This window comes from Collinsella ihumii, assembly GCF_030385545.1.
GTDB classification, from domain to species: Bacteria; Actinomycetota; Coriobacteriia; order Coriobacteriales; family Coriobacteriaceae; genus Collinsella; species Collinsella ihumii.
In genome coordinates, this window is sequence record NZ_JAUEIQ010000008.1 from 90,320 (window position 1) to 108,678 (window position 18,359).

The 18,359-nt window shown below is 64.3% G+C and carries 17 protein-coding genes and 1 riboswitch; of the genes, 6 read left to right on the plus strand and 11 right to left on the minus strand.

Annotated elements, in window-relative coordinates:
• Positions 1–197: 197 nt before the first annotated feature.
• The 4 genes from QVN30_RS08715 to QVN30_RS08730 form a co-directional block, all read right to left on the minus strand.
• On the minus strand, positions 198–419 hold the full coding sequence (locus QVN30_RS08715; RefSeq protein ID WP_289836099.1) for a DUF6485 family protein: 222 nt from the start codon (positions 417–419) through the stop codon (positions 198–200).
• A 21-nt stretch (positions 420–440) separates the two neighbouring features.
• Positions 441–1,262 carry a Cof-type HAD-IIB family hydrolase gene (locus QVN30_RS08720; RefSeq protein ID WP_289836100.1) on the minus strand — a complete coding sequence of 274 codons (822 nt, stop codon included), beginning with the start codon at positions 1,260–1,262 and terminating at the stop codon, positions 441–443.
• A 100-nt stretch (positions 1,263–1,362) separates the two neighbouring features.
• Positions 1,363–2,412: a tryptophan--tRNA ligase gene (gene trpS, locus QVN30_RS08725; RefSeq protein ID WP_066833641.1), complete on the minus strand. Its 1,050-nt coding sequence runs from the start codon at positions 2,410–2,412 to the stop codon at positions 1,363–1,365.
• 10 nt (positions 2,413–2,422) lie between these two features.
• Positions 2,423–3,670 (minus strand): glycosyltransferase family 4 protein, encoded by a 1,248-nt coding sequence (locus QVN30_RS08730; RefSeq protein WP_289836101.1) that lies wholly within the window; start codon positions 3,668–3,670, stop codon positions 2,423–2,425.
• A 303-nt stretch (positions 3,671–3,973) separates the two neighbouring features.
• Between QVN30_RS08730 and QVN30_RS08735 the strand changes: the two genes are divergently transcribed.
• Positions 3,974–4,882, plus strand: a complete 909-nt coding sequence (locus QVN30_RS08735) for a TIGR02452 family protein (RefSeq protein ID WP_289836102.1) — start codon at positions 3,974–3,976, stop codon at positions 4,880–4,882.
• Positions 4,882–5,547 carry a pentapeptide repeat-containing protein gene (locus QVN30_RS08740; RefSeq protein ID WP_289836103.1) on the plus strand — a complete coding sequence of 222 codons (666 nt, stop codon included), beginning with the start codon at positions 4,882–4,884 and terminating at the stop codon, positions 5,545–5,547. Before QVN30_RS08735 ends, QVN30_RS08740 begins: the two co-directional genes overlap by 1 nt.
• Positions 5,548–5,607: 60 nt before the next feature.
• Here the strand turns inward: QVN30_RS08740 and thiD are convergent, their stop codons facing one another.
• The 4 genes from thiD to thiC all read right to left on the minus strand — a co-directional run bounded on the left by thiD (position 5,608) and on the right by thiC (position 9,489).
• The gene (thiD, locus tag QVN30_RS08745) at positions 5,608–6,423 is read right to left on the minus strand and encodes a bifunctional hydroxymethylpyrimidine kinase/phosphomethylpyrimidine kinase (RefSeq protein WP_289836104.1); all 816 of its coding nucleotides are present in this window, start codon (positions 6,421–6,423) and stop codon (positions 5,608–5,610) included.
• A gap of 57 nt (positions 6,424–6,480) precedes the next feature.
• A complete protein-coding gene (thiE, locus tag QVN30_RS08750; protein WP_289836105.1) occupies positions 6,481–7,155 on the minus strand; it encodes a thiamine phosphate synthase in 675 nt (224 codons plus the stop codon).
• Positions 7,155–7,988 carry a hydroxyethylthiazole kinase gene (thiM, locus tag QVN30_RS08755; RefSeq protein ID WP_204539035.1) on the minus strand — a complete coding sequence of 278 codons (834 nt, stop codon included), beginning with the start codon at positions 7,986–7,988 and terminating at the stop codon, positions 7,155–7,157. The genes thiE and thiM overlap by 1 nt, the downstream gene beginning before the upstream one ends.
• A gap of 157 nt (positions 7,989–8,145) precedes the next feature.
• Positions 8,146–9,489 carry a phosphomethylpyrimidine synthase ThiC gene (gene thiC / locus QVN30_RS08760; RefSeq protein WP_289836106.1) on the minus strand — a complete coding sequence of 448 codons (1,344 nt, stop codon included), beginning with the start codon at positions 9,487–9,489 and terminating at the stop codon, positions 8,146–8,148.
• Positions 9,481–9,598: riboswitch (TPP riboswitch) on the minus strand. (Overlaps the previous gene by 9 nt.)
• A gap of 287 nt (positions 9,599–9,885) precedes the next feature.
• On the opposite strand from thiC, the gene QVN30_RS08765 reads away from it, so the two are divergent.
• Both QVN30_RS08765 and QVN30_RS08770 read left to right on the plus strand, forming a co-directional pair.
• Positions 9,886–10,089 (plus strand): hypothetical protein, encoded by a 204-nt coding sequence (locus QVN30_RS08765; protein WP_289836107.1) that lies wholly within the window; start codon positions 9,886–9,888, stop codon positions 10,087–10,089.
• Between the two features lie 46 nt (positions 10,090–10,135).
• Entirely contained in the window at positions 10,136–10,549 is a 414-nt protein-coding gene (locus QVN30_RS08770) for a DUF6054 family protein (protein WP_289836108.1), read from the plus strand.
• On the opposite strand, the gene QVN30_RS08775 is transcribed toward QVN30_RS08770, so the two are convergent.
• A complete protein-coding gene (locus QVN30_RS08775) occupies positions 10,459–11,292 on the minus strand; it encodes a YaaA family protein (RefSeq protein ID WP_289836109.1) in 834 nt (277 codons plus the stop codon). The two genes, QVN30_RS08770 and QVN30_RS08775, sit on opposite strands and share 91 nt — an antisense overlap.
• Before the next feature lie 163 nt (positions 11,293–11,455).
• On the opposite strand from QVN30_RS08775, the gene QVN30_RS08780 reads away from it, so the two are divergent.
• On the plus strand, positions 11,456–11,677 hold the full coding sequence (locus QVN30_RS08780; protein WP_289836110.1) for a hypothetical protein: 222 nt from the start codon (positions 11,456–11,458) through the stop codon (positions 11,675–11,677).
• A 112-nt stretch (positions 11,678–11,789) separates the two neighbouring features.
• Here QVN30_RS08780 and QVN30_RS08785 read toward each other — a convergent pair whose 3' ends face one another.
• The gene (locus tag QVN30_RS08785; RefSeq protein WP_289836111.1) at positions 11,790–13,814 is read right to left on the minus strand and encodes a CAP and S-layer homology domain-containing protein; all 2,025 of its coding nucleotides are present in this window, start codon (positions 13,812–13,814) and stop codon (positions 11,790–11,792) included.
• 273 nt (positions 13,815–14,087) lie between these two features.
• On the minus strand, positions 14,088–15,479 hold the full coding sequence (locus tag QVN30_RS08790; protein WP_289836112.1) for an aminopeptidase: 1,392 nt from the start codon (positions 15,477–15,479) through the stop codon (positions 14,088–14,090).
• Positions 15,480–15,985: 506 nt separating this feature from the next.
• On the opposite strand from QVN30_RS08790, the gene cas3 reads away from it, so the two are divergent.
• Entirely contained in the window at positions 15,986–18,355 is a 2,370-nt protein-coding gene (cas3, locus tag QVN30_RS08795) for a CRISPR-associated helicase Cas3' (RefSeq protein ID WP_289836113.1), read from the plus strand.
• Positions 18,356–18,359: the final 4 nt, after the last annotated feature.

The window sequence follows — 18,359 nt, forward strand, 5'->3', positions numbered from 1 at the left end:
AGAGCATCTTCGTCATGGACTTCAGCCGGTCAGTTTACTATAGTTAACTCAACGACGGAGCAGATACAGGCGATGAAAAATAATCTCTCCGCCGGGTTTGATTGCATCCCTCCCCTCTGTGCGATCAACGTTGTACATGAAAGCGCCCCGCCATCCAAGTCGATGGTGGGGCGCTTTCATGTATCGGGCGCGTGCGGTTATCGGGCGTGCGCCTGCACGTGGCGGGCGAAGCTCTCCCACGACCAGTCGTCTGAGTCCTCGGGAAGCTTGTCGGGGGAGACGGCGCGGAAGAAGCAGGCGGGAACCTCGTGCTGGTGCAGGTTCTTGGCGACGCACGGTGCGCAGCCCCGGTCGTGGTTTGCGGGATGGCAGGCGCATGCGTGGTCGGTGCAGGTGCAAAACGGCGGGATGGACGGCATGGTTCCTCCTCGAGGTCGCGGTCAGGATATGCGGCGCAGCAGCTCCGGAAAGGCCCCGTCGTCGGCTGTGGCGTCGAGGATGAGGTCGCAGGCGGGGCGGATGTCGTCCGAGGCGTTCGCCACCCCCACGCCCAGGCCCGCCGCCTGGATCATGGCCAGGTCGTTTGCGGAATCGCCCACGCCGACGGTCTCGGCCATATCGATGCCGAGCATGGCGGCGAGGTGGGCGAGGCCCGTACCCTTGTTGACGCCGTGGGGGACGAACTCCACGTAGCGGTTCGAGGAGTGCGTGATATCGACGAGCTCGGGATCGAGTGAGGGGCGGAGCCGCTCGCCCAGGCGCTTGACGGCGTCGAAATCGGGGTCCATGAAGATGATCTTGGGGAACTCCTCGCCTCCCGCCATCGCGAGGGCGTCCTGGTCGTCGCCGAGCTCCTCGATGCCCGCGAGGTTGGCGATGTAGCCGCGCTCGAGCTCGTTCAGAAACTGCGTGAAGATACGGCCGCTTTCGGTGTAGACATGCATGCAGATGCGGTGCTCGACGGCGTAGCGGTACAGCTGCTCGAGGCTCGCGCGGTCCATCACCGTGCGCAGAAGCGGGCGATCGTCACCGTAGCGGTTGATGAAGCCGCCGTTGTAGGAGATGACGTAGCTGCCCTGCAGCAGCGCGGGGTCGATACCGGACAGGCTGTCCATGATGGAGGAGTAGGGGCGGCCCGAGCTCGGGACGAAAAGAATGCCCATCTCGCGCATGCGGGCGAGCGCCTCGAGGTTCGCGGGCGGCACGCGGTGCCCCTCGCCGAGAAAGGTCTCGTCCATGTCGCTTGCGATAAGCCGGTACATCGGCTGCTCCTTCAACCTCTCGATCCTGACGGGATGCATCGCGGACCCCGCCATGAAGAGATGCCCATGGCGGGGTCAGAAACCGGTGACTGCAGGTGCGCTAGTACACCATGCCCATGGCCTCGCGCACCTCGGCGAGCGTCGCCTCGGCGATCTCGTTGGCGCGGCGGTTGCCCTCGGCGAGCACGTCCTTCACGTAGCCGAGATCGTTCTCGAACTCGTGGCGACGCTCGCGGATGGGGGCGAAGTAGCTGTTCACGGCCTCGGTCACGTACTTCTTGAGCTGGCCGGAGCCGCCCATGCCGATCTCGGCGGCGATCTCGACCTCGGAGCGGCCGGTGCAGATGGCGGCCGTGGACAGCAGGCCCGAGACGCCGGGGCGGTTCTCGGGGTCGAACGTGATCATGCGCTCGGAGTCGGTCTGGCTCTTCTTGATGCGCTTCGCCGTCTCCTCGGCCGTCATGGAGATGGAGATGGCGTTGCCGTAGGACTTGCTCATCTTGCGCCCGTCGAGACCGGGCAGAAGCGGCGTGTCGGACAGCAGGGCGTCGACCTCGGGGAAGACGCGCCCGTAGCGGTTGTTGAAGCGGCGGGCGATGAGGCGGGTGAGCTCGATGTGGGGCAGCTGGTCGCGGCCGACCGGCACGACGTTGCCCTTGCAGAACAGGATGTCGCAGGCCTGGTGCACCGGGTAGGTGAGCAGAAGGCCGGTCAGTTCGTGGCCCGAGGCCTCCATCTCCGCCTTGACCGTGGGGTTGCGCTGCAGCTCGGCCTCGGACACAAGCGAGAGGAAGGGCAGCAGGAGCTGGTTGCACGCCGGCACGGCGGAGTGCGCGTAGATCATCGTCTTGTCGGGATCGATGCCGCAGGCGAGGTAGTCCATGACCATGTTGTAGACGTTGTCCTGGATGTGCTCGGTGGTGTCGCGGTCGGTGATGACCTGGTAGTCGGCGATCAGCACGTTCGTGTTGACGCCCATGTTCTGGAGCTCGACGCGGCCCTTGAGCGTGCCGAAGTAGTGGCCCAGGTGCAGACGGCCGGTCGGCCGGTCGCCGGTCAGCATGGTGTAGTTCTGGGGGTGCTGCGCGAGGTCCGCGCTGATCTGGTTGCTGCGCTCGAGGGCGGTCTCGTAGCTGCGTTCGTTGGGCATGTGTGATCTCCTAGCGTTTGTTGTCACGATTCGGCTTGTTCGGATGGAAGACCTTCCCGAGGTTCTCGCGGTACTGCTCGCGGTGCTCGCGCTTGAGTTCGCGCTGCGACTGCTCCTCTTCGGCGAACGCGGGGTCGTCGGGAGTGACGATCTCATCCTGGTGGGTTTTGGGGTTGTAGTGGTGGCGCAGTACCGGTTCGAACAGGTGCAAGCGCATGGCGAAGGCGATGGAGCAGACGAGCAGCACGATGAAGATGACGATGCGCAGCTCGATGCCGACCTGGTTGATGGCGGCGGCGCCCAGCGACAGCAGGATGCACCACAGGTAGATGAGCAGCACCGCCTGGCGCTGGTCGTAACCCTCCTCGATGAGCCTGTGGTGGATGTGGCCCTTGTCGGCCTGGCCGATGCTGACGTGCGCGCGCATGCGGCGGATGATCGCCGAGAACGTGTCGATGATGGGCACGCCCGCGACGATGAGCGGGATGATGAGCGAGGTCAGGGCCGCGGTGCGCGACACGTTGAGCAGCGAGATGGTGCCCAGCGCGAAGCCGAGCAGCAGCGCGCCCGAATCGCCGAGAAAGATGCTTGCCGGGTGGAAGTTGTAGCGCAAAAACGCGAAGCAGCTGCCCATGAGGGCGATGGCGAGCGCCGCGGCGTCTACGCGGCCGGCCAGCACGGCGAACGAGAACATGGAGATCGAGGCGATGGCGGAGATGCCCGTGGCGAGTCCGTCGAGGCCGTCGACCAGGTTGATGATGTTGCTGTACGCGATGAGGTAGATCACCGTGATGGGGTAGGAGAGCCACCCGAGCTGGATGTAGTCGGTTCCGAACGGGTTGACGACCGAGTTGATGGCCACGCCGCTCGCGACGGCGCAGATGGCGGCGACGAGCTGGCCAGCGAGCTTTGCGCGCGGGCGCAGCTGGACGACGTCGTCGACCGCGCCGGTCAGAAAGATCAGCAGAAACGACACGCCGAGCAGGGGATAGTTGATGCTCATGCTCGGGTGCGGGATCAGCACGGGAGGCCAGTGGAAGTACCACGTGCCGATGAGCTGGACGACGAGGGCGGCGATGAGCCCGAGGAGCACCGCGACACCTCCCATGCGGGGGATGGGCGTCTTGTTGATGCGGCGCTTGGAGGGATAGTCGACGGCGTTCAGGCGGATCGCCAGGCGCCGTGCGAGCGGTACGCAGGCATAGGTGGTGATAAAGGCCGCCGCGGCCACACAGATATATGGAATGAAGAACTCCATGGACAAGGCGAAACCACCGTTTGCGGACGAAAAATGGTCAGAACTCAAAACATGATACCGGAGTTTCATTCCATGACCTACCCGGATGGCCGGTCAACACCGTCATACCATGATGGTGCTATTTGGGTCGGGGCCGTCGGTGCAAATCGGGGACGTACCTGTTGCGTGCATGCATGCACGCAACAGGTACGTCCCCGATTTGCACTGCGCCCGATAACGACCCCGTCCCAAAAGCTCCGCCGCACGGTTTATCATAGGCACCATGTAGGTATCCCGAATGCGTACGGCAAAGGAGCATGCAGTATGGCGGAGCGCAGGGAGAATCCCCGTAAGGCGGCGCGCGCGGACGCGGCGAAAAAGCATATCGAGCAGATGGCTGCGCGCTATGCGAAGGAAATCGAGCAGGCGCAGCAGGGCACGGTGCGCTACGACGGCGTCCCGGCCCACGAGGTCGAAGAGGGGCGCGTCCCCCAGGTGAGCGTCGTCGACGCCGATGCCGTCGCCGTCATCTTGGACAACGGGCGCGGACGTGCCGCCTACTGTGATCTCGCGGTCCTCGATTTCGCCTCGTTCGTGAATCCCGCCGGCGGCTTCTCGCGCGGTGCGACCGGTCAGGAGCAGTCGCTGTGCCGCGAGTCCTATCTGGGCAACGTCCTCGAGACGTTCGGAGACTGGTACGCCGAGAACCGTCGCCGCAACCTCAACTGCGAACTGTACCGCAACCGCGCGCTGGTGGTGCCCGCCGTGCGTTTCGGCCGCGGCAAGATCCACGCCTACGCCGACGTGGTCGTGGCGGCCGCCCCGAACGCTCGCCGCGCCCGCTCGGAGTACAAGGTCTCCGATGAGGTCCTTGCGGACGCCATGCGCGACCGCATCCGCTTCGTGCTCGACCTCATCGATGCGCGCGGAATCAAGAAGGCTGTGCTCGGTGCGTACGGCTGCGGCGCCTTCGGCTGGGACGCGAGCGCGGTCGCCGAGATGTTCCGCGCGGAGCTCGCCTCGGGCGCCCATGCGCTCGAGGAGGTCTGGTTCGCCATCCCCAAGACCCGCTACGACGACAACCTCCCGCGCTTCGAGCACGCCTTCGCCTGCTTCCCCGAGCAAAACGGCGAGTCCTACTCCGACATGCAGACCGCGCGCGCCAAGGCCGCGGCGGACGCTGCGGCGGAGGCGGCCGCCGAGGAGGAGGACGACTGGAGGAAGTACCTGTAATGGCGCGGCGGGTCTCCTCGTTCGCCAAGGTGCCCGAGGCGCTCGGGGCCCACATCGATGTCGAGGAGCTGCTCGACCTGTTCGCCGAGGGCGACGCGCGGGTGGGTAACACGGCGTTTGTAGGACTCGAGCTTTCCTACGAGGACGCGGGGTCGGCGACGTTCGATACCGTGGCGTTTCGCGGCTGCACGTTCGACGGCGTCGATTTCAGCGGGTGCACGTTTCGCGATGTGCGCTTTCAGGGCTGCCGGTTCATCCGGTGCTCCATGGATCGGGCGTGGCTCAACCGCTGCGATATGGTCGACTGCTCGGCGCCGGGCCTGAGCCTCCTTCAGGCCCGGCTCGCCGGCGTCGCCGTCTCCTCGAGCGACCTGAGCTATGCGAACCTGTCCGAATGCACCGTCGATGTGCTGTGCATGCGCGCGGTGCGCCTGATCGAGGCGGCGATGCAGCGGACGCGCCTGAAGCGCGTGGAGCTCGACGGATGCGATCTGACGCGTATCGACGTGTTCGGCACGCCGCTTGCGGGCATCGACCTTTCGACCTGTGAGTTTGCCGCCCCGGTGCTCTCGAGCGACTTTCGCGAGCTACGCGGCGCGAAGGTGAGCGTCGAGCAGGCCCTCGCGCTCGTCGGCCTGCTGGGCGTGACGGTCGCGGACGACTAGGGGCAGCTGTCGGCGTGCCATCGGGGACGGGTTGAAACGAACCCGTCCCCATCCAACCCATCAGCCGCGATGGCGCCACATGTGGTCGACGGGACCCGAGCCGCGGCCCAGGTCGAGGCCCGCGGCGAGGGCGCCGGTCAGATAGGCTTTCGCCTGCTCGACGGCATCGGAGAGCGTAAGGCCCTGCGCCAGCCCGCAGGCGATGGCGGACGACAGCGTGCACCCGGTGCCGTGCGTGTTCTCGGTCTCGATGCGCTCGTGCGTGAACCAGGTGATACGCGGGCCTGCTGTGCCCGTAGGCTCGGCAAGCACGTCGTTGGCGTCGGCGACGCCGTGGCCGCCCTTGACGAGGACGGCGCAGCCGAAGCGCTCGACGAGCTCGCATGCCGCCGCCTGCTGCTCGTCGGCATCGGAGATCGATCTGCCGGCGAGGGCGATCGCCTCCGGAATATTGGGCGTGATCACGCGCGCGAGCGGCAGCAGCCTGCCTGTGAGCGCCGTCGAGGCATCTTCGTTGATGAGGCGCGCGCCCGACGTGGCGACCATGACGGGGTCGACGACGATATTCTCGGCGCGCCAGCGCTCAAGGTGCTGCGCAATCGTCTCGATGATGGCGGCCGACGACACCATGCCGATCTTCACCGCTGCGGGCGGGATGTCCTCGAACACGGCATTGATCTGCTCGCCGACGAACTCGGGCGTCGCCTCGAGCACGTCGCGGACGCCCGTGGTGTTCTGCGCGGTAAGCGCCGTGATGGCGGTCTCGGCGAACAACCCATGGGCGGCAATCGTCTTGATGTCCGCTTGGATGCCGGCACCGCCGCTCGAATCCGAACCGGCGATAGACAGCACGGCGGGAACGCGGAACGTGTCCATCGTCAACCTCCTTCTCGTTGCGCCATTTGGGATGGGCGCAGATGGTATCCTTTGCCGCTAGCGTGCGAGGGCCATGCGGGAGAGCTTGTCGGCAAGCTCGCGCGTGTCCCTCTCGATATCCTCGGCGGCGAAGATCGCGGAAACCACGGCGGCGCCGGCGGCACCGGTTCCGTCGAGGATGTCGATCGTGCTCAGGTGCAGCCCGCCGATGCCGACGACGGGAATCTCGACGGCGCGGCAGATTCGCGAAAGCTCCTCGGGCGTGACGTCGACGGCGTCGGGCTTGGTGGGCGTGGGGATGAGCGCGCCCACGCCGAGGTAGTCGGCGCCCGCCCGCTCGGCGGCGACCGCCTGCTCCACGGTCTGCGCGGAGACGCCGACGATGGCGTCGGGGCCGAGGATGCGGCGCGCCTCGGCGCATGCCGTGTCGGATTGGCCGACATGCACGCCGTCGGCGCCGACGAGCCGCGCCGCCTCGACGTCGTCGTCGATCAGAAACGGGACGCGCGCCTCGCGGCAGATGGGGAGGATCGTCTTCGCTTCCTCCACGAGCTCGTCGGTCGACATGTGCTTCTCGCGCAGCTGGACGAAGGTCGCGCCTCCCGCGAGCGCCTCGCGCACGCACGAGGCGAGCGTGCGGCCGTGCAGCCAGGCGGAGTCCGTCACGGCATACAGCAGCATGCCGTGACGGATATCCTCTGGCGTCCAGGGGCCGCGCTGGGCGGCCGGCATTACAGCTCCTCGATCTTGGCGCCGGCCATGAGCTGGTCGGCGGACATATTGCAGATGGCGTCGAGCAGGTAGGTGCGGAAGCTGCCGTTGCCGTCGGCGGGCGCCATGCGCGCTGCGGCGACCTCGCCGGCAAGGCCGTGGCCCGCGATGGCGGCGACGGTCGCGCCGAAGACGTCGTCGGGGTTGGCGACGGCATATGCGGCGGCGACGCAGGTGAGCATGCAGCCGGTGCCGGTGATCTTGCCCATGGTCGCCACGCCGTTGCGGATGGCGACCGCACGGTCCGCGGAGGCGACGATGTCGATGGCGCCCGTGATGGCCACGACGGCGCCGAGCTTGGCGGCGAGGCTGCGGGCGAAATCGGCGCTCGCGGCGAGGTTGTCCTCGGTCACGGCGTCATCGGGATTGACGTCCACGCCGCGGGTCGCTGCGGCGGAGCCGGCGATGGTCTTGATCTCGCTCATGTTGCCGCGCACGACCGTGACGGGCAGCGTGTCGATGAGCTCCGCCGCCGTGTCGGTGCGCAGCTTGGATGCGCCGGCGCCCACGGGGTCGAGCACGATCGCGTGGCCCAGCTCGCCCGCGCGCTTGCCGGCCACGCGCATGCCCTCGATGCTGCGCTGATTGAGCGTGCCGATGTTCAGCACGAGGCCGCCGCAGATCGAGGTGATGTCCTCCACGTCATCGGGCTCGTCGCTCATGATGGGGGAGCCTCCGCACGCGAGCAGCGCGTTTGCGCAGTCGTTGACCGTCACGTAGTTGGTGATGCAGTGCACGAGCGGCACGGTGGTGCGAACGTTGTCGAGTGCACGGCCGAGTTCTGCCATGTCCATGGTGCTATTCCTTTCTGAGATGAGGACGGGGCCCTGCCCGGTCCTTCATGTGAGTTTTTCCGTTCGGGAGCGTCGATCAGCTCATTCATGAATGAACTGGGGTGTCAGATAAACGAACCCTGCGCAAACGCTGATTCGGCCCCCGTACATTCATGAATCAATCCGTATTTCCCTGCGCGTCGAGATCGATCGTCGTCCCCTCGAACACCTTGTTGACCGTGCGCACGGCGCACATCTTGCCGCACATGGTGCAGGTGCCCTCGGTGGAGGCGGGGGAGGCCTCGTAGCGCGCCTTCGACGTCACCGGGTCGAGCGCGTAGGTCCACATCTCGTTCCAGGCGAGGCGCCGGCGGGCGTCTCCCATGCGGTTGTCGATATCCTTCGCGCCGGGCACGCCCTTGGCGATATCGGCGGCGTGCGCGGCGATCTTCGTGGCGATGAGGCCGTCGAGCACATCCTGCGCGTTCGGCAGGCACAGGTGCTCGGCGGGCGTGACGTAGCACAGGAAGTCGGCGCCGGCGCTCGCCGAGATGGCGCCGCCGATCGCGGCGGTGATGTGATCGTAGCCGACGCCGATGTCGGTCACAAGCGGGCCGAGCACGTAGTAGGGCGCGTTGTGGCACAGGCTCTTCTCCATGCGCACATTGGCCTCGATCTCGTTGATGGGCATGTGCCCGGGGCCCTCGATCATGACCTGGACGCCGGCGTCCCAAGCGCGCTTGGTGAGCTTGCCCAGCTCGATCATCTCGGCGGTCTCCACGGCGTCGTTCGCATCGTAGAGGCAGCCCGGGCGGCACGAGTCGCCGAGCGAGATGGTGACGTCGTACTCATGGCAGATCTTCAGGATTTCGTCGTAGTACTCGAAGAAGGGGTTCTCGTTGCCGGTGACCTCCATCCAGCCGAACAGCAGCGAGCCTCCGCGGCTCACGATGTTCATGAGGCGGCCGGTCTCCTTGAAGGTCTTGATGACGCTCTTGTTGATGCCGCAGTGGATGGTGAGGAAGTCCACGCCGTCCTCGGCGTGCGCGCGCGTGACCTCGAGCAGGTCGTCGACGGTCAGCTCGACCAGGGGCTTCTCCATGTAGCCGATGGCGTCGTACATGGGGACGGTGCCCACCATGAGCGGCGTCTCGCGCACGAGCTGCTGGCGGAAAAAGCGCGTCTTGCCGGAGTTGGACAGGTCCATGATGGCGTCGGCGCCGAACTTCTCGGCGGTGCGCACCTTTTCCCACTCGACGTCGGCGTCGGCGACATCACCGGAAATGCCGAGGTTGACGTTCACCTTGGTGGAGAGGCCGGCTCCGACGCCGCGGGGCTCAAGGCCCATGTCGAGGTGGCGGATGTTCGCCGGAATGGCTATGCGGCCCGCCGCCACGCCCGCGCGGATGAACTCCGGATCGCGGTGTTCCCGCTCGGCGACGGCGCGCATGGCGTCGGTGATGACGCCCGCCCGCGCGTAGTCGAGCTGCGTGACAAGATTGACAGTGTTGGGTGCGTTCATACGCATGCTCCCTTCGTTGGCATTACCCATATCAGGTTCGTCGGGTCGGGGCGGGTCGCGCCCCCTCTCAGCCTGCCGTGGTGTCCTGCAAGCTCCCCGTGATATGCGATTGTTGCGCCCATTATAGCGCGCTCGGTTCCGGATGGACTCGAGCCGTCGTCTATTTCGGGGTTCCGGTGGCGCGCATAGCGGGCGAAGCCTCGAGGCGAGCATAATTACGGTTGCACCGCTCGCGGAGTCGTTAATCTCCGCCGTGAGAAAAAAAGTGCCTGTCCCTTTTTTCTCACACCCGCCCACGGGGACTGCGGCGGGCCGTTTACGGAGCCGTCCCCCGATATCGCCCGGGTTCGCGAGATGCTTCGTATACTGAGCACGAGAGGTGAGAGGAGAGGCGAGATGAATCATCATCCGCTGGACTGGGATCGCGACGGGCGCGTCGGCATGGGCGACGGGGCCTTCACCGAGATGGTGCACGGCCTGCTCACAGGCCCCTCCGGGGCGAACGGTAACCAGACCGGCTGCGGCTGCGGGTGCATGGTGTGGTGCCTGGCCCTGGTCGTTGTGCTCATCGCGATCCTCATCTTCCTCGGCGGTTCGTGACGCGACCTGCTGTTTCATCTCAGGCGGCAGCAGACGGGAGGATGCGATGATCCCTCTTGAAGCCCCCATCGGCATGGAGGACGCCAAGGCCCTGGTGCGCACGGCGGTCGGCGAGCTGGGGACCTCAATCGAGTGGGCGGGAAAGACCGAGCGCGACCTTGGCGACTTCTCGGTGTACGTCGGCGTCATCGAGAAGTTCTTCCTGCGCAACGGCAGCTATGCGAGCCTGACCATCGTCATCACCGGCGACGGCTCGTCCTCCCGCGTCGAGGCGATCGGTTCGGGTGCGGGCGACGGTCTGCTCAATATCGGGCTCGGCGCGCACCAGGCGTTCGAGCGCGATTTCGAGAGTGCTCTGCGCGAGAACGGCTACGAGTGGTCCTCTTCGGCATCGCCTGCTTGGCGCACAAAGACAAGCGTGCTCCCGTCCGCATCGGAGAGGTCCGGTGCGAAGGCGTAGCCCACGTCGAACCGCGTGAGGTCGCGCGCATCCTCAACGCCGTGCTCTGCCATCCAGCGGACCATGGAGCCGCGGGCGATCTTGCTCGCCGTCGCGCGCTGCACGGGTTTCCCGGCTCGGAGCTCCTCGCTGAAGATGCAGGTCACCGCGGTCGCCCCTTCGGGCAGGTGCGGCAGCACGGCCTTGGCGTACTCGACGCTCGCGAGGTTCACCACGACAGCCGGTTCGTCGTCGGTAAAGATCGCGCGGGCGATCGCGTCTCCCCACAGCGCATAGAGGTCGCGCGCGCCGTCGAGGGCGAGCTTGGCCCCCATCTCAAGCCGATAGGGCTCCACGGCGTCGAAGGGGCGCACGCAGCCGTAGAAGCCGGACAGGATCCACAGGTGTTCCTGCAGCCATTCGAGTTCGGCGAACCCCATGACCTCGGGCGCCATGCTGCGGTACTGGATGCCCACGTACGAGAAGACGGCGGGAGAGACCGAAGGCGCGATATCCGGATCGTCCAGCCGCGCCTCGTCTGCGACCGGTTCGAACGCATGCAGGCGCTCGATGTTCTCGGCGAGCAGCTTGTCGTTCACGCGCCACAGTCCCCGCAGGCCGTCGGGGCCCTGGGTCCGCTCGATCTCGCGCAGCGCGCGGTAGATCCGCTTGGTTGTTGCGGGATAGGGCGGGATGCCGCGCGGGCTGAACGTGTCGCGCGCGACGCGCATCTGCTTGGCGGGGGAGATGATGACCTGCAGCATGGGTGCTCCTCGGAATCGGGACCGTGCGCAACACCGTATCACGAGCAGCTCACCCACGGGCCATGGTTCGTTCCCAAAAACGTTGCTTTCGTTCCGTTCCCACAAGACGAGGTCGGCCAATCCGGGTACCATGGTCTCGACAGCCGATGGAGAGGAGCGAACGATGGCAGAGCGCGAGATGAAGGTCAACGGCGCCATTCAGCTGAGCGACGAGGAGCTCTCGGAGGTTTCCGGCGGGTTCCACGCGCTTGACGGACGCGGCGGCAGGCTCGCGACCACGACGATGCGCTGCCCCGGTTGCGGCTACACGACCACGCGCGTCGGCACGCCCACCGTTCCCGTCGCCTGCCCGCGCTGCGGTGCCGTCCTGGAGGCCATCGCGTAAGCACGGCGGCGCCTTCGAAATCATGTCACGGCACGGTATGCAAGCCGAAAAAGCGGCCGCCCGGGACCTTCATTGAGGTCCCGGGCGGCCGCTTTTCTGCTGGAGGCGGATATTACAGCTTGCCCTCGTTATCCATCCTCATGAGCATGGTCGCGAGTTCGGCACGCGTGCAGGTGTCCTGCGGGCAGAGCAGCTTCGAGCCGTCCGCCTGGTCCTTGCCGGACAGCACGCCCTCCTCGATCGCCCAACGCATGGCGGCAACCGCGAAGGAGGACGTCTTGTCTCCGTCGCGATAGGCGCTCAGGCTCTGGTTGGATGCGGGCTCGTCGGAGCGGCGCCAGAGAACGACCGCCGCCTGCTCGCGCGAGAGGGCGTTCTCCGGCCCGTAGGTGCCGTCGTCGTAGCCGGCGAACACGCCGGTCTCAAGGCTCCAGGCCACCGACGAGGCGTACCACTCGCCCGTCTTCACGTCGGAGGGCAGGTCGCCGGCGTTGACGGTGACGGAGGGCTTGCCCTCCAGGCTCCACAGGACCTGCGCCATCTGCGCGCGGGTGAGGGTGTCGTCGGGGCCGAACTTGTTCGTCCCGGTGTAGCCGCCCATGGCGCCGGATTCGACCGCCCACGCGACCGAGCCCGCGTACCAGGCGTCGTCGGCCACGTCGCTGAAGTTCGGCTTCGGGGTCTCAACGGGTTTGTCCGGCTTGTCGGGCTCATCCGGATCCTCATCATCGGGGTAGGGCAGGAACACCAGCTTGATGGTGACGTCCTCGTGGGGCATGGCGAACTTCCAGAGTCCTCCGTCGTCGACGTCCATTTGGAAGACGATGTCGCGTCCGCCCGCCTCGGCGGTCGCGGAGTAGAGCCACCAGCCGTCGTTCGTAACGATGCTGCCGGAGACCACCGTGTCGGGCTTAGCGCTCGAAGGCACGTTCATGTAGCCGCCCTCGGCGCCTTCGATCTCGACCGTGATGCTCGGGTACATCCAGGGTTCGTATTCGATTTTGCTGCAAAAGACCTGGATGATGACATTGGCATTGGGCATGGTTATCCAGTAGTCCTCATCGCGCTCGCCGGAGTGTATTACCAGGGGCGTTCCTCCTTCGGCATCCACGCACATGCGGTCAAACTGCCAGCCTTCCGCAGGAATGACGCTGAAGTGAAGTGTTTCTCCCGGGGCGGCTTTGCCGACGCGGACCTCGACCTCGCCCTTCTTTGCAACGATGACCTTGTAGTCGCCAGACGGGGTGTCCGGCGCAGGTTCGGGCTCGGGTTCCGGCTCGGGCTCGTCGATGCCGCCTATCTGATCGATGTAGGCCTGCAGGCGCGCGCGGTACTGCGCTACGGTGTAGGTCTGCTCGCCCGAGACCGTACCGGTGTAGCTGCCGGCTCCGAGCAGGCGGTTGACGTCGGCGAAGTCGACCGCGCGGATGTTGTTGTCGCTCACGATGGCGGCGCCGGCGATCTTATACGTGTTGTCGCGGATGATCTTGTAGTGGCCGGTCTGGCGGTTCTCGGTGGTCGAGTAGGTCGTGCCGTACAGGTCGGTCTGGCTCGTGCCGGTCGCATAGGCCTTCTCGGCCCAGTACCAGCCGCCTATCACGTGGCGGGCGTCGCGGTACCCGCGCGCGATGACCTCGCCGCGCGAGTTGCCCCAGCGCATGGTGTCGGGGTCGGCGTAGGGGTTGGAGTGCTGGAGCCCGCCGCCGTTCTCGTAGGTGTCGTTCGTCCAATTGGCCGCAAGCATGGTGTAGGCCATGGCGGTGTCGGTCACCTTGAGCTCGCTGACGTGCTCGACCTGCGTGCGGACCTTGTTCATCTCCTCGAGCATGTCGAGCGCCTCGAGCATGTTGGCAAGCGAGGTCGCGTCGTCGGCGTCGCCGAGGTTCGTGTAGTTGTGCAGGTAGGTGCCGTCTTTCATCTTGCGCGGGCCGACCGTGCCGTTCAGGATGCCCGCCGCCGTGTTGCTGCCCTGGGCCCTGAAGAAGTCGTAGGCGGTCTTGGTCTGCGACGCCTGCAACTCAACCTGTGCCTCGACGTTCGCATCCTGGGCCAGGGCGGGAAGAGCCCCTGCGCCTACGCTTAAGATCCCGGCGCATAAGGCCGCGGTGATGGCGAGTACTCGGTGAGGCATTCTCATACCGTACCTCCTCGTCCTGACAGTGCGCGCGGCACGGGCGTGCGCACGCGCAGACCCTCCAGATATCTCCAAGCGTACGTGCTCGTTAACATTTTTTGACGCACAGGATGGCAAGCGGTACCCACGGGGTGTCTAAAAGGGGGCCGGGAGGTAGGGAAGGTGATTCGATGGAACGACCGGTTGAGCCTTCGTACCTTGATGTCGCAATAAAAAACCCGGGAACCCGCCGTCTGGCAGATTCCCGGGTTGGGCCCGTAAGGAGGGGTTTTCGCGCTAGGCGCGCTCGATGAACGCCTTGTAGCCCTTGTAGGCTTCGTAGACGTCGGCCTTGTTCGTGACCTCCCACAGGGAGTGCATGGACAGGACCGCCACGCCGGAGTCGATGACGTCCATGCCGTACTCGGCGAGGATGAAGGCGATCGTGCCGCCGCCGCCCGCGCCGATGCGGCCGAGCTCGCAGGTCTGGAAGTCGACGCCGGCCTCGTCCATGATGGTGCGGACGAGCGCCATGTACTCGGCGTCTGCGTCGTTGGAGCCGGATTTGCCGCGGCTTCCGGTGTACTTGTTGAAGCACAGGCCATGACCCATGATGGCGGCGTTCTTCTTCTCGAAGCGGTCGGCGTAGAGCTGGTCGAAGCCTGCGGACACGTCGGAGGACAGCATGCGGGAGTTGGCCAGGCAGCGACGGAGCGCCAGCGGGCCGGTCTCGCCGACGAGCTCCATGATTTCGGCCATGGTGTTCTCGAAGAAGCGGCTGGTCATGCCGGAGGCGCCCACCGAGCCGATCTCCTCCTTGTCGACAAGCAGGCACACGCTCGTGCGCTCGACCTGCTCGACGTCGAGCTGGGCGGCAAGCGAGGTGTAGGCGCACACGCGGTCGTCCTGGCCGTAGCCCAGGATCATGGAGCGGTCGAGGCCCATCTCGCGGGCAGCGCCGGCGGGCACGACCTCGAGCTCGGCGGACAGCAGGTCCTCCTCCTCGATGCCGTACTTGTCGGACAGGATGTCGACCAGCATCTGCTTGACGGGCTCCTTCGGGGCGTCGTCGCCCTCGATGCGCACGGGGCGGCCGCCGATGATGACATCGAGGTTCTCATGGTCGACAGCCTCGGCGGCGGATTTCTTCATCTGGTCGGAAGCCAGGTGAATCAGCAGGTCGGAGATGCAGAACACCGGATCGGCGGCGTCCTCGCCGACGCAGACCTCGACCGTGGTGCCGTCCTTCTTGCACACGACGCCGTGTAGCGCCAGCGGGGTGGCGACCCAGTGGTAGGCCTTCACGCCGCCGTAGTAATGCGTGTCGAGGTAGGCCATGTCGCCGGCCTCGTACAGCGGGTTCTGCTTGATGTCCAGACGCGGCGAGTCGATGTGCGCACCCAGGATGTTCACGCCCTGCTCGAGCGGCGCGGTGCCGATGTTGGCGAGCATGATGGTCTTGTTGTGGCAGACGGCATAGACCTTGTCGCCGGCGGAGAGCTTGCGGCCCTCGGCCGTCACCTGGTCAAGATCGACGTAGCCCGCAGCCTCGGCAAGCTTGACGCTCGCGCGCACGCACTCGCGCTCGGTCTTGTTCTCGCTGATGAAGGCGCGGTACTCGCTACAGAGCTTCTCGAGCTCGGCAAGATCCGCCTCACCGTACTTCTTCCATGCGTTCGGACGCTCCATAAGGGATGCCTCCTCGTTCCGTTACCGATAATTCCGCAGGGAATGGTAGCACGGTATTCCTAGTGGCGACATAGGCTTTGTGTGGAGGGGATGGGTGTGAAAGCTTGCGGCGTTAGCAGTTCAATGCATAACGATGTTGATCAACGCAGATGATGCGGCATGATCAAACTGGAAAGCGTCACTCTGTTCATTCGTGGTGGTGAAGTGACTGAAACAATACCAGCCAGATAATGAGATAATGGAGGCGTTGCCTTCATGAGATGGCGAGGATTGAAATTGGAGCAGCGTCATATTGGCTGGCAGCTGGTCCTAGTCGCACCTCTCGCGGGTGCGTGGATTGAAACGTAGAGACTTCTTTGGTTCTTCGTGAACCGGACGGCGGGCGGCGCAAGCCGCCCGCCGCTTTTCTGCCGGCGTAAATCTACCGTTAACCGATATGGTTACCAAAGAATTTTCTACGAACTCAATAATGATGTCATGCAATCTTCGCTCGGGAGGATGGTAGCATGACAGCAACGGAGAATTCGCCGATCTACGCCCATTCTCGAGAAGGGTCCGATCCCTCTGAATGGCAGTCTTTAGAAGAGCATCTATGCAATGTGGCGGAACTTGCATCTCAATTTGCCGCTTCATTTGGATATGAGAACTGGGGCCGCGCTCTCGGTTTGTTTCATGATGCAGGGAAGGTTAACCCTGCGTTTCAAAGAAGGCTTTTTGGCTCGAGGGAGCAGGTTGACCATGGTGCCCCTGGCGCGTCGGCAGCTCTATTCCGTTATACAAGTGCGCTTGGCGATGCCAACGGATGCTTGCTGGCGTTTCCAATCGCTGGCCACCACGGTGGCATGCCGAACGGCTTGAAAGGCGGAGACGGGGGACGCACCCCGCTGATCAAGAGACTCTCCGCGGATGGTGTCGATGATGTTGTCTGTGCTTTCTTGGATTACGCGAAACGTATCGGGATAACGCTTCCAGAAAGTAGCGAGCTCGAGCCAATGCCACTTGAGAAGCTGGCGCTTTCAGGAAATATCGCTACGGCTCAAACGCGTGGGATCTTCTCTGCTTCCGTGTTATCGAGAATGCTCTTTTCTTGTTTGGTTGATGCGGATTATATCGATACGGAGCGGTATATAGCTCCGAATGTCGCTGCTACGAGGGACGGCGTAACGAAGCGCCGGACTATTGCCGAGCTGTCGCATCTTCTCGATCGGCACATGGATGGCATCATGGCTTCAGCTGCACAATCCATGGTCAACAAGATACGAGCTGAGGTACTTGAGGAATGCCGCGCCGCGGCGCGTGGCAGGCGAGGAATCTATACGCTCACCGTTCCAACGGGTGGGGGAAAGACGCTCTCCTCCCTCTCCTTTGCGCTTCGTCATGCGGCCGCCAACGGAATGGACAGGGTGATCTATGCGATTCCATTTACGAGCATCGTCGAGCAGACGGCACGTGTGTTCAGCGAGGTGTTCGGGGACGTTAACGTATTGGAGCATCACTCGAACTATGATTTCGATCTCATCGAGGATGATGAGGTAAGGCTATCTGTGCGACTTGCCGCGCAGAATTGGGATGCTCCTCTCATCGTGACGACCAATGTCCAGCTGTTCGAATCCCTCTTCTCAAATAAGCCGGGCAAATGCAGGAAGCTGCACAACATTGCGAACAGCGTCATCGTCCTGGATGAGGCGCAGACACTTCCGGATGGCCTCCTGACCGTGACGTTGGCCATGCTCGAGGAACTTACTGCCGACTACAATGTTACCGTGCTCTTATGCACCGCAACCCAGCCCGCGCTCGATGGCCTATGGCCATTCGGGGCACATCCTCGCGAGGTTGTGTCTTGCCAAGATGATTTGGACATCGCGCTTGGGAGCAGGGTCAGATTCGTGGTTGACGGTGACATCCGAGAAGATGAACTCGTCGACGCCCTGTCCGCCAACCATCAGGTGCTTTGCATTCTCGGTACGAAGAAGAAAGCCCGCGTCGTATTTGAAGACGTGGTTCGCCGCATGGGGGTAGCTGGAACTGATGTTGCGGCAGAGCACGGGATCTTCCATCTCAGTGCAAATATGACGCCCCTGCACCGTTCAGAGGTGCTGGATAGCGTGAAGCGGCGCCTGGTTTCCGGGGATCGCTGCATCGTCATATCTACCCAGCTTGTCGAGGCGGGGGTCGATATCGACTTTCCGGTTGTCTATCGCGAGGTTGCCGGTGCGGATTCCTTGGTGCAGGCTGCGGGGAGATGCAACCGCGAGGGAAGACTCGACCAGGGAATTGTCCATATATTCGAAATCTCCGATGAGTTTGAAAACGGCCTTTCAGGCAAACGATACGACGCAAGTTGGCTCGGCCGCATGAAGGCTATTACCAAGCGGCTGATCGATGCGCATGGAGGCGCTTTTGACGCGGCGATATCCAAAGAGTTTTTCGAGTGTCGGTACGGCGCCGCTACTGCGGTGGGCCTCGATGCCGAAGGCTTGTATGGGGACATGGTTTCCAGCGCCCTGCTAGAGGCCAGGCCCGTGTTCGGAACGCTCGATTTCGAGCACTATGCGGAAAAGTACCGAATAATCGAAGACGAAACGGTTCCGGTGTTCGTGCCTTGGGGCGAGAAGGGCCGCCTGCTGCTCGAGGAGCTTTCAGATGCATGCTCGCGGGGAGTTCCCGCGTCTGCGTTCGCGGTAAAGCTTCAGCAATCAAGCGTCGGCGTGGCTTCCTGGAGACTTGCCGAACTCGTGCGAGCAGGTGTGGTTGATGCCGATACGTATGCTCCGATTTATGTCTACGCGACATGGCATGATTGTCGTGAGACATATAGCAGCGCGGTAGGGCTTTTGGAGCCGGAAGAGGGTAGGCCTATGACACTAATTTGCTGAGTCG

Coding starts and splice junctions, on each gene's coding strand:
- QVN30_RS08770 (WP_289836108.1), top strand. CDS start 10,136: ATGATCCCTCTTGAAGCCCCCATCGGCATGGAGGACGCCAAGGCCCTG.
- cas3 (WP_289836113.1), top strand. CDS start 15,986: ATGACAGCAACGGAGAATTCGCCGATCTACGCCCATTCTCGAGAAGGG.
- thiD (WP_289836104.1), bottom strand. CDS start 6,423: ATGGACACGTTCCGCGTTCCCGCCGTGCTGTCTATCGCCGGTTCGGAT.
- QVN30_RS08765 (WP_289836107.1), top strand. CDS start 9,886: ATGAATCATCATCCGCTGGACTGGGATCGCGACGGGCGCGTCGGCATG.
- QVN30_RS08775 (WP_289836109.1), bottom strand. CDS start 11,292: ATGCTGCAGGTCATCATCTCCCCCGCCAAGCAGATGCGCGTCGCGCGC.
- QVN30_RS08785 (WP_289836111.1), bottom strand. CDS start 13,814: ATGAGAATGCCTCACCGAGTACTCGCCATCACCGCGGCCTTATGCGCC.
- thiE (WP_289836105.1), bottom strand. CDS start 7,155: ATGCCGGCCGCCCAGCGCGGCCCCTGGACGCCAGAGGATATCCGTCAC.
- QVN30_RS08740 (WP_289836103.1), top strand. CDS start 4,882: ATGGCGCGGCGGGTCTCCTCGTTCGCCAAGGTGCCCGAGGCGCTCGGG.
- QVN30_RS08720 (WP_289836100.1), bottom strand. CDS start 1,262: ATGTACCGGCTTATCGCAAGCGACATGGACGAGACCTTTCTCGGCGAG.
- QVN30_RS08790 (WP_289836112.1), bottom strand. CDS start 15,479: ATGGAGCGTCCGAACGCATGGAAGAAGTACGGTGAGGCGGATCTTGCC.
- QVN30_RS08715 (WP_289836099.1), bottom strand. CDS start 419: ATGCCGTCCATCCCGCCGTTTTGCACCTGCACCGACCACGCATGCGCC.
- QVN30_RS08735 (WP_289836102.1), top strand. CDS start 3,974: ATGGCGGAGCGCAGGGAGAATCCCCGTAAGGCGGCGCGCGCGGACGCG.
- thiC (WP_289836106.1), bottom strand. CDS start 9,489: ATGAACGCACCCAACACTGTCAATCTTGTCACGCAGCTCGACTACGCG.
- QVN30_RS08730 (WP_289836101.1), bottom strand. CDS start 3,670: ATGGAGTTCTTCATTCCATATATCTGTGTGGCCGCGGCGGCCTTTATC.
- QVN30_RS08780 (WP_289836110.1), top strand. CDS start 11,456: ATGGCAGAGCGCGAGATGAAGGTCAACGGCGCCATTCAGCTGAGCGAC.
- trpS (WP_066833641.1), bottom strand. CDS start 2,412: ATGCCCAACGAACGCAGCTACGAGACCGCCCTCGAGCGCAGCAACCAG.
- thiM (WP_204539035.1), bottom strand. CDS start 7,988: ATGGACATGGCAGAACTCGGCCGTGCACTCGACAACGTTCGCACCACC.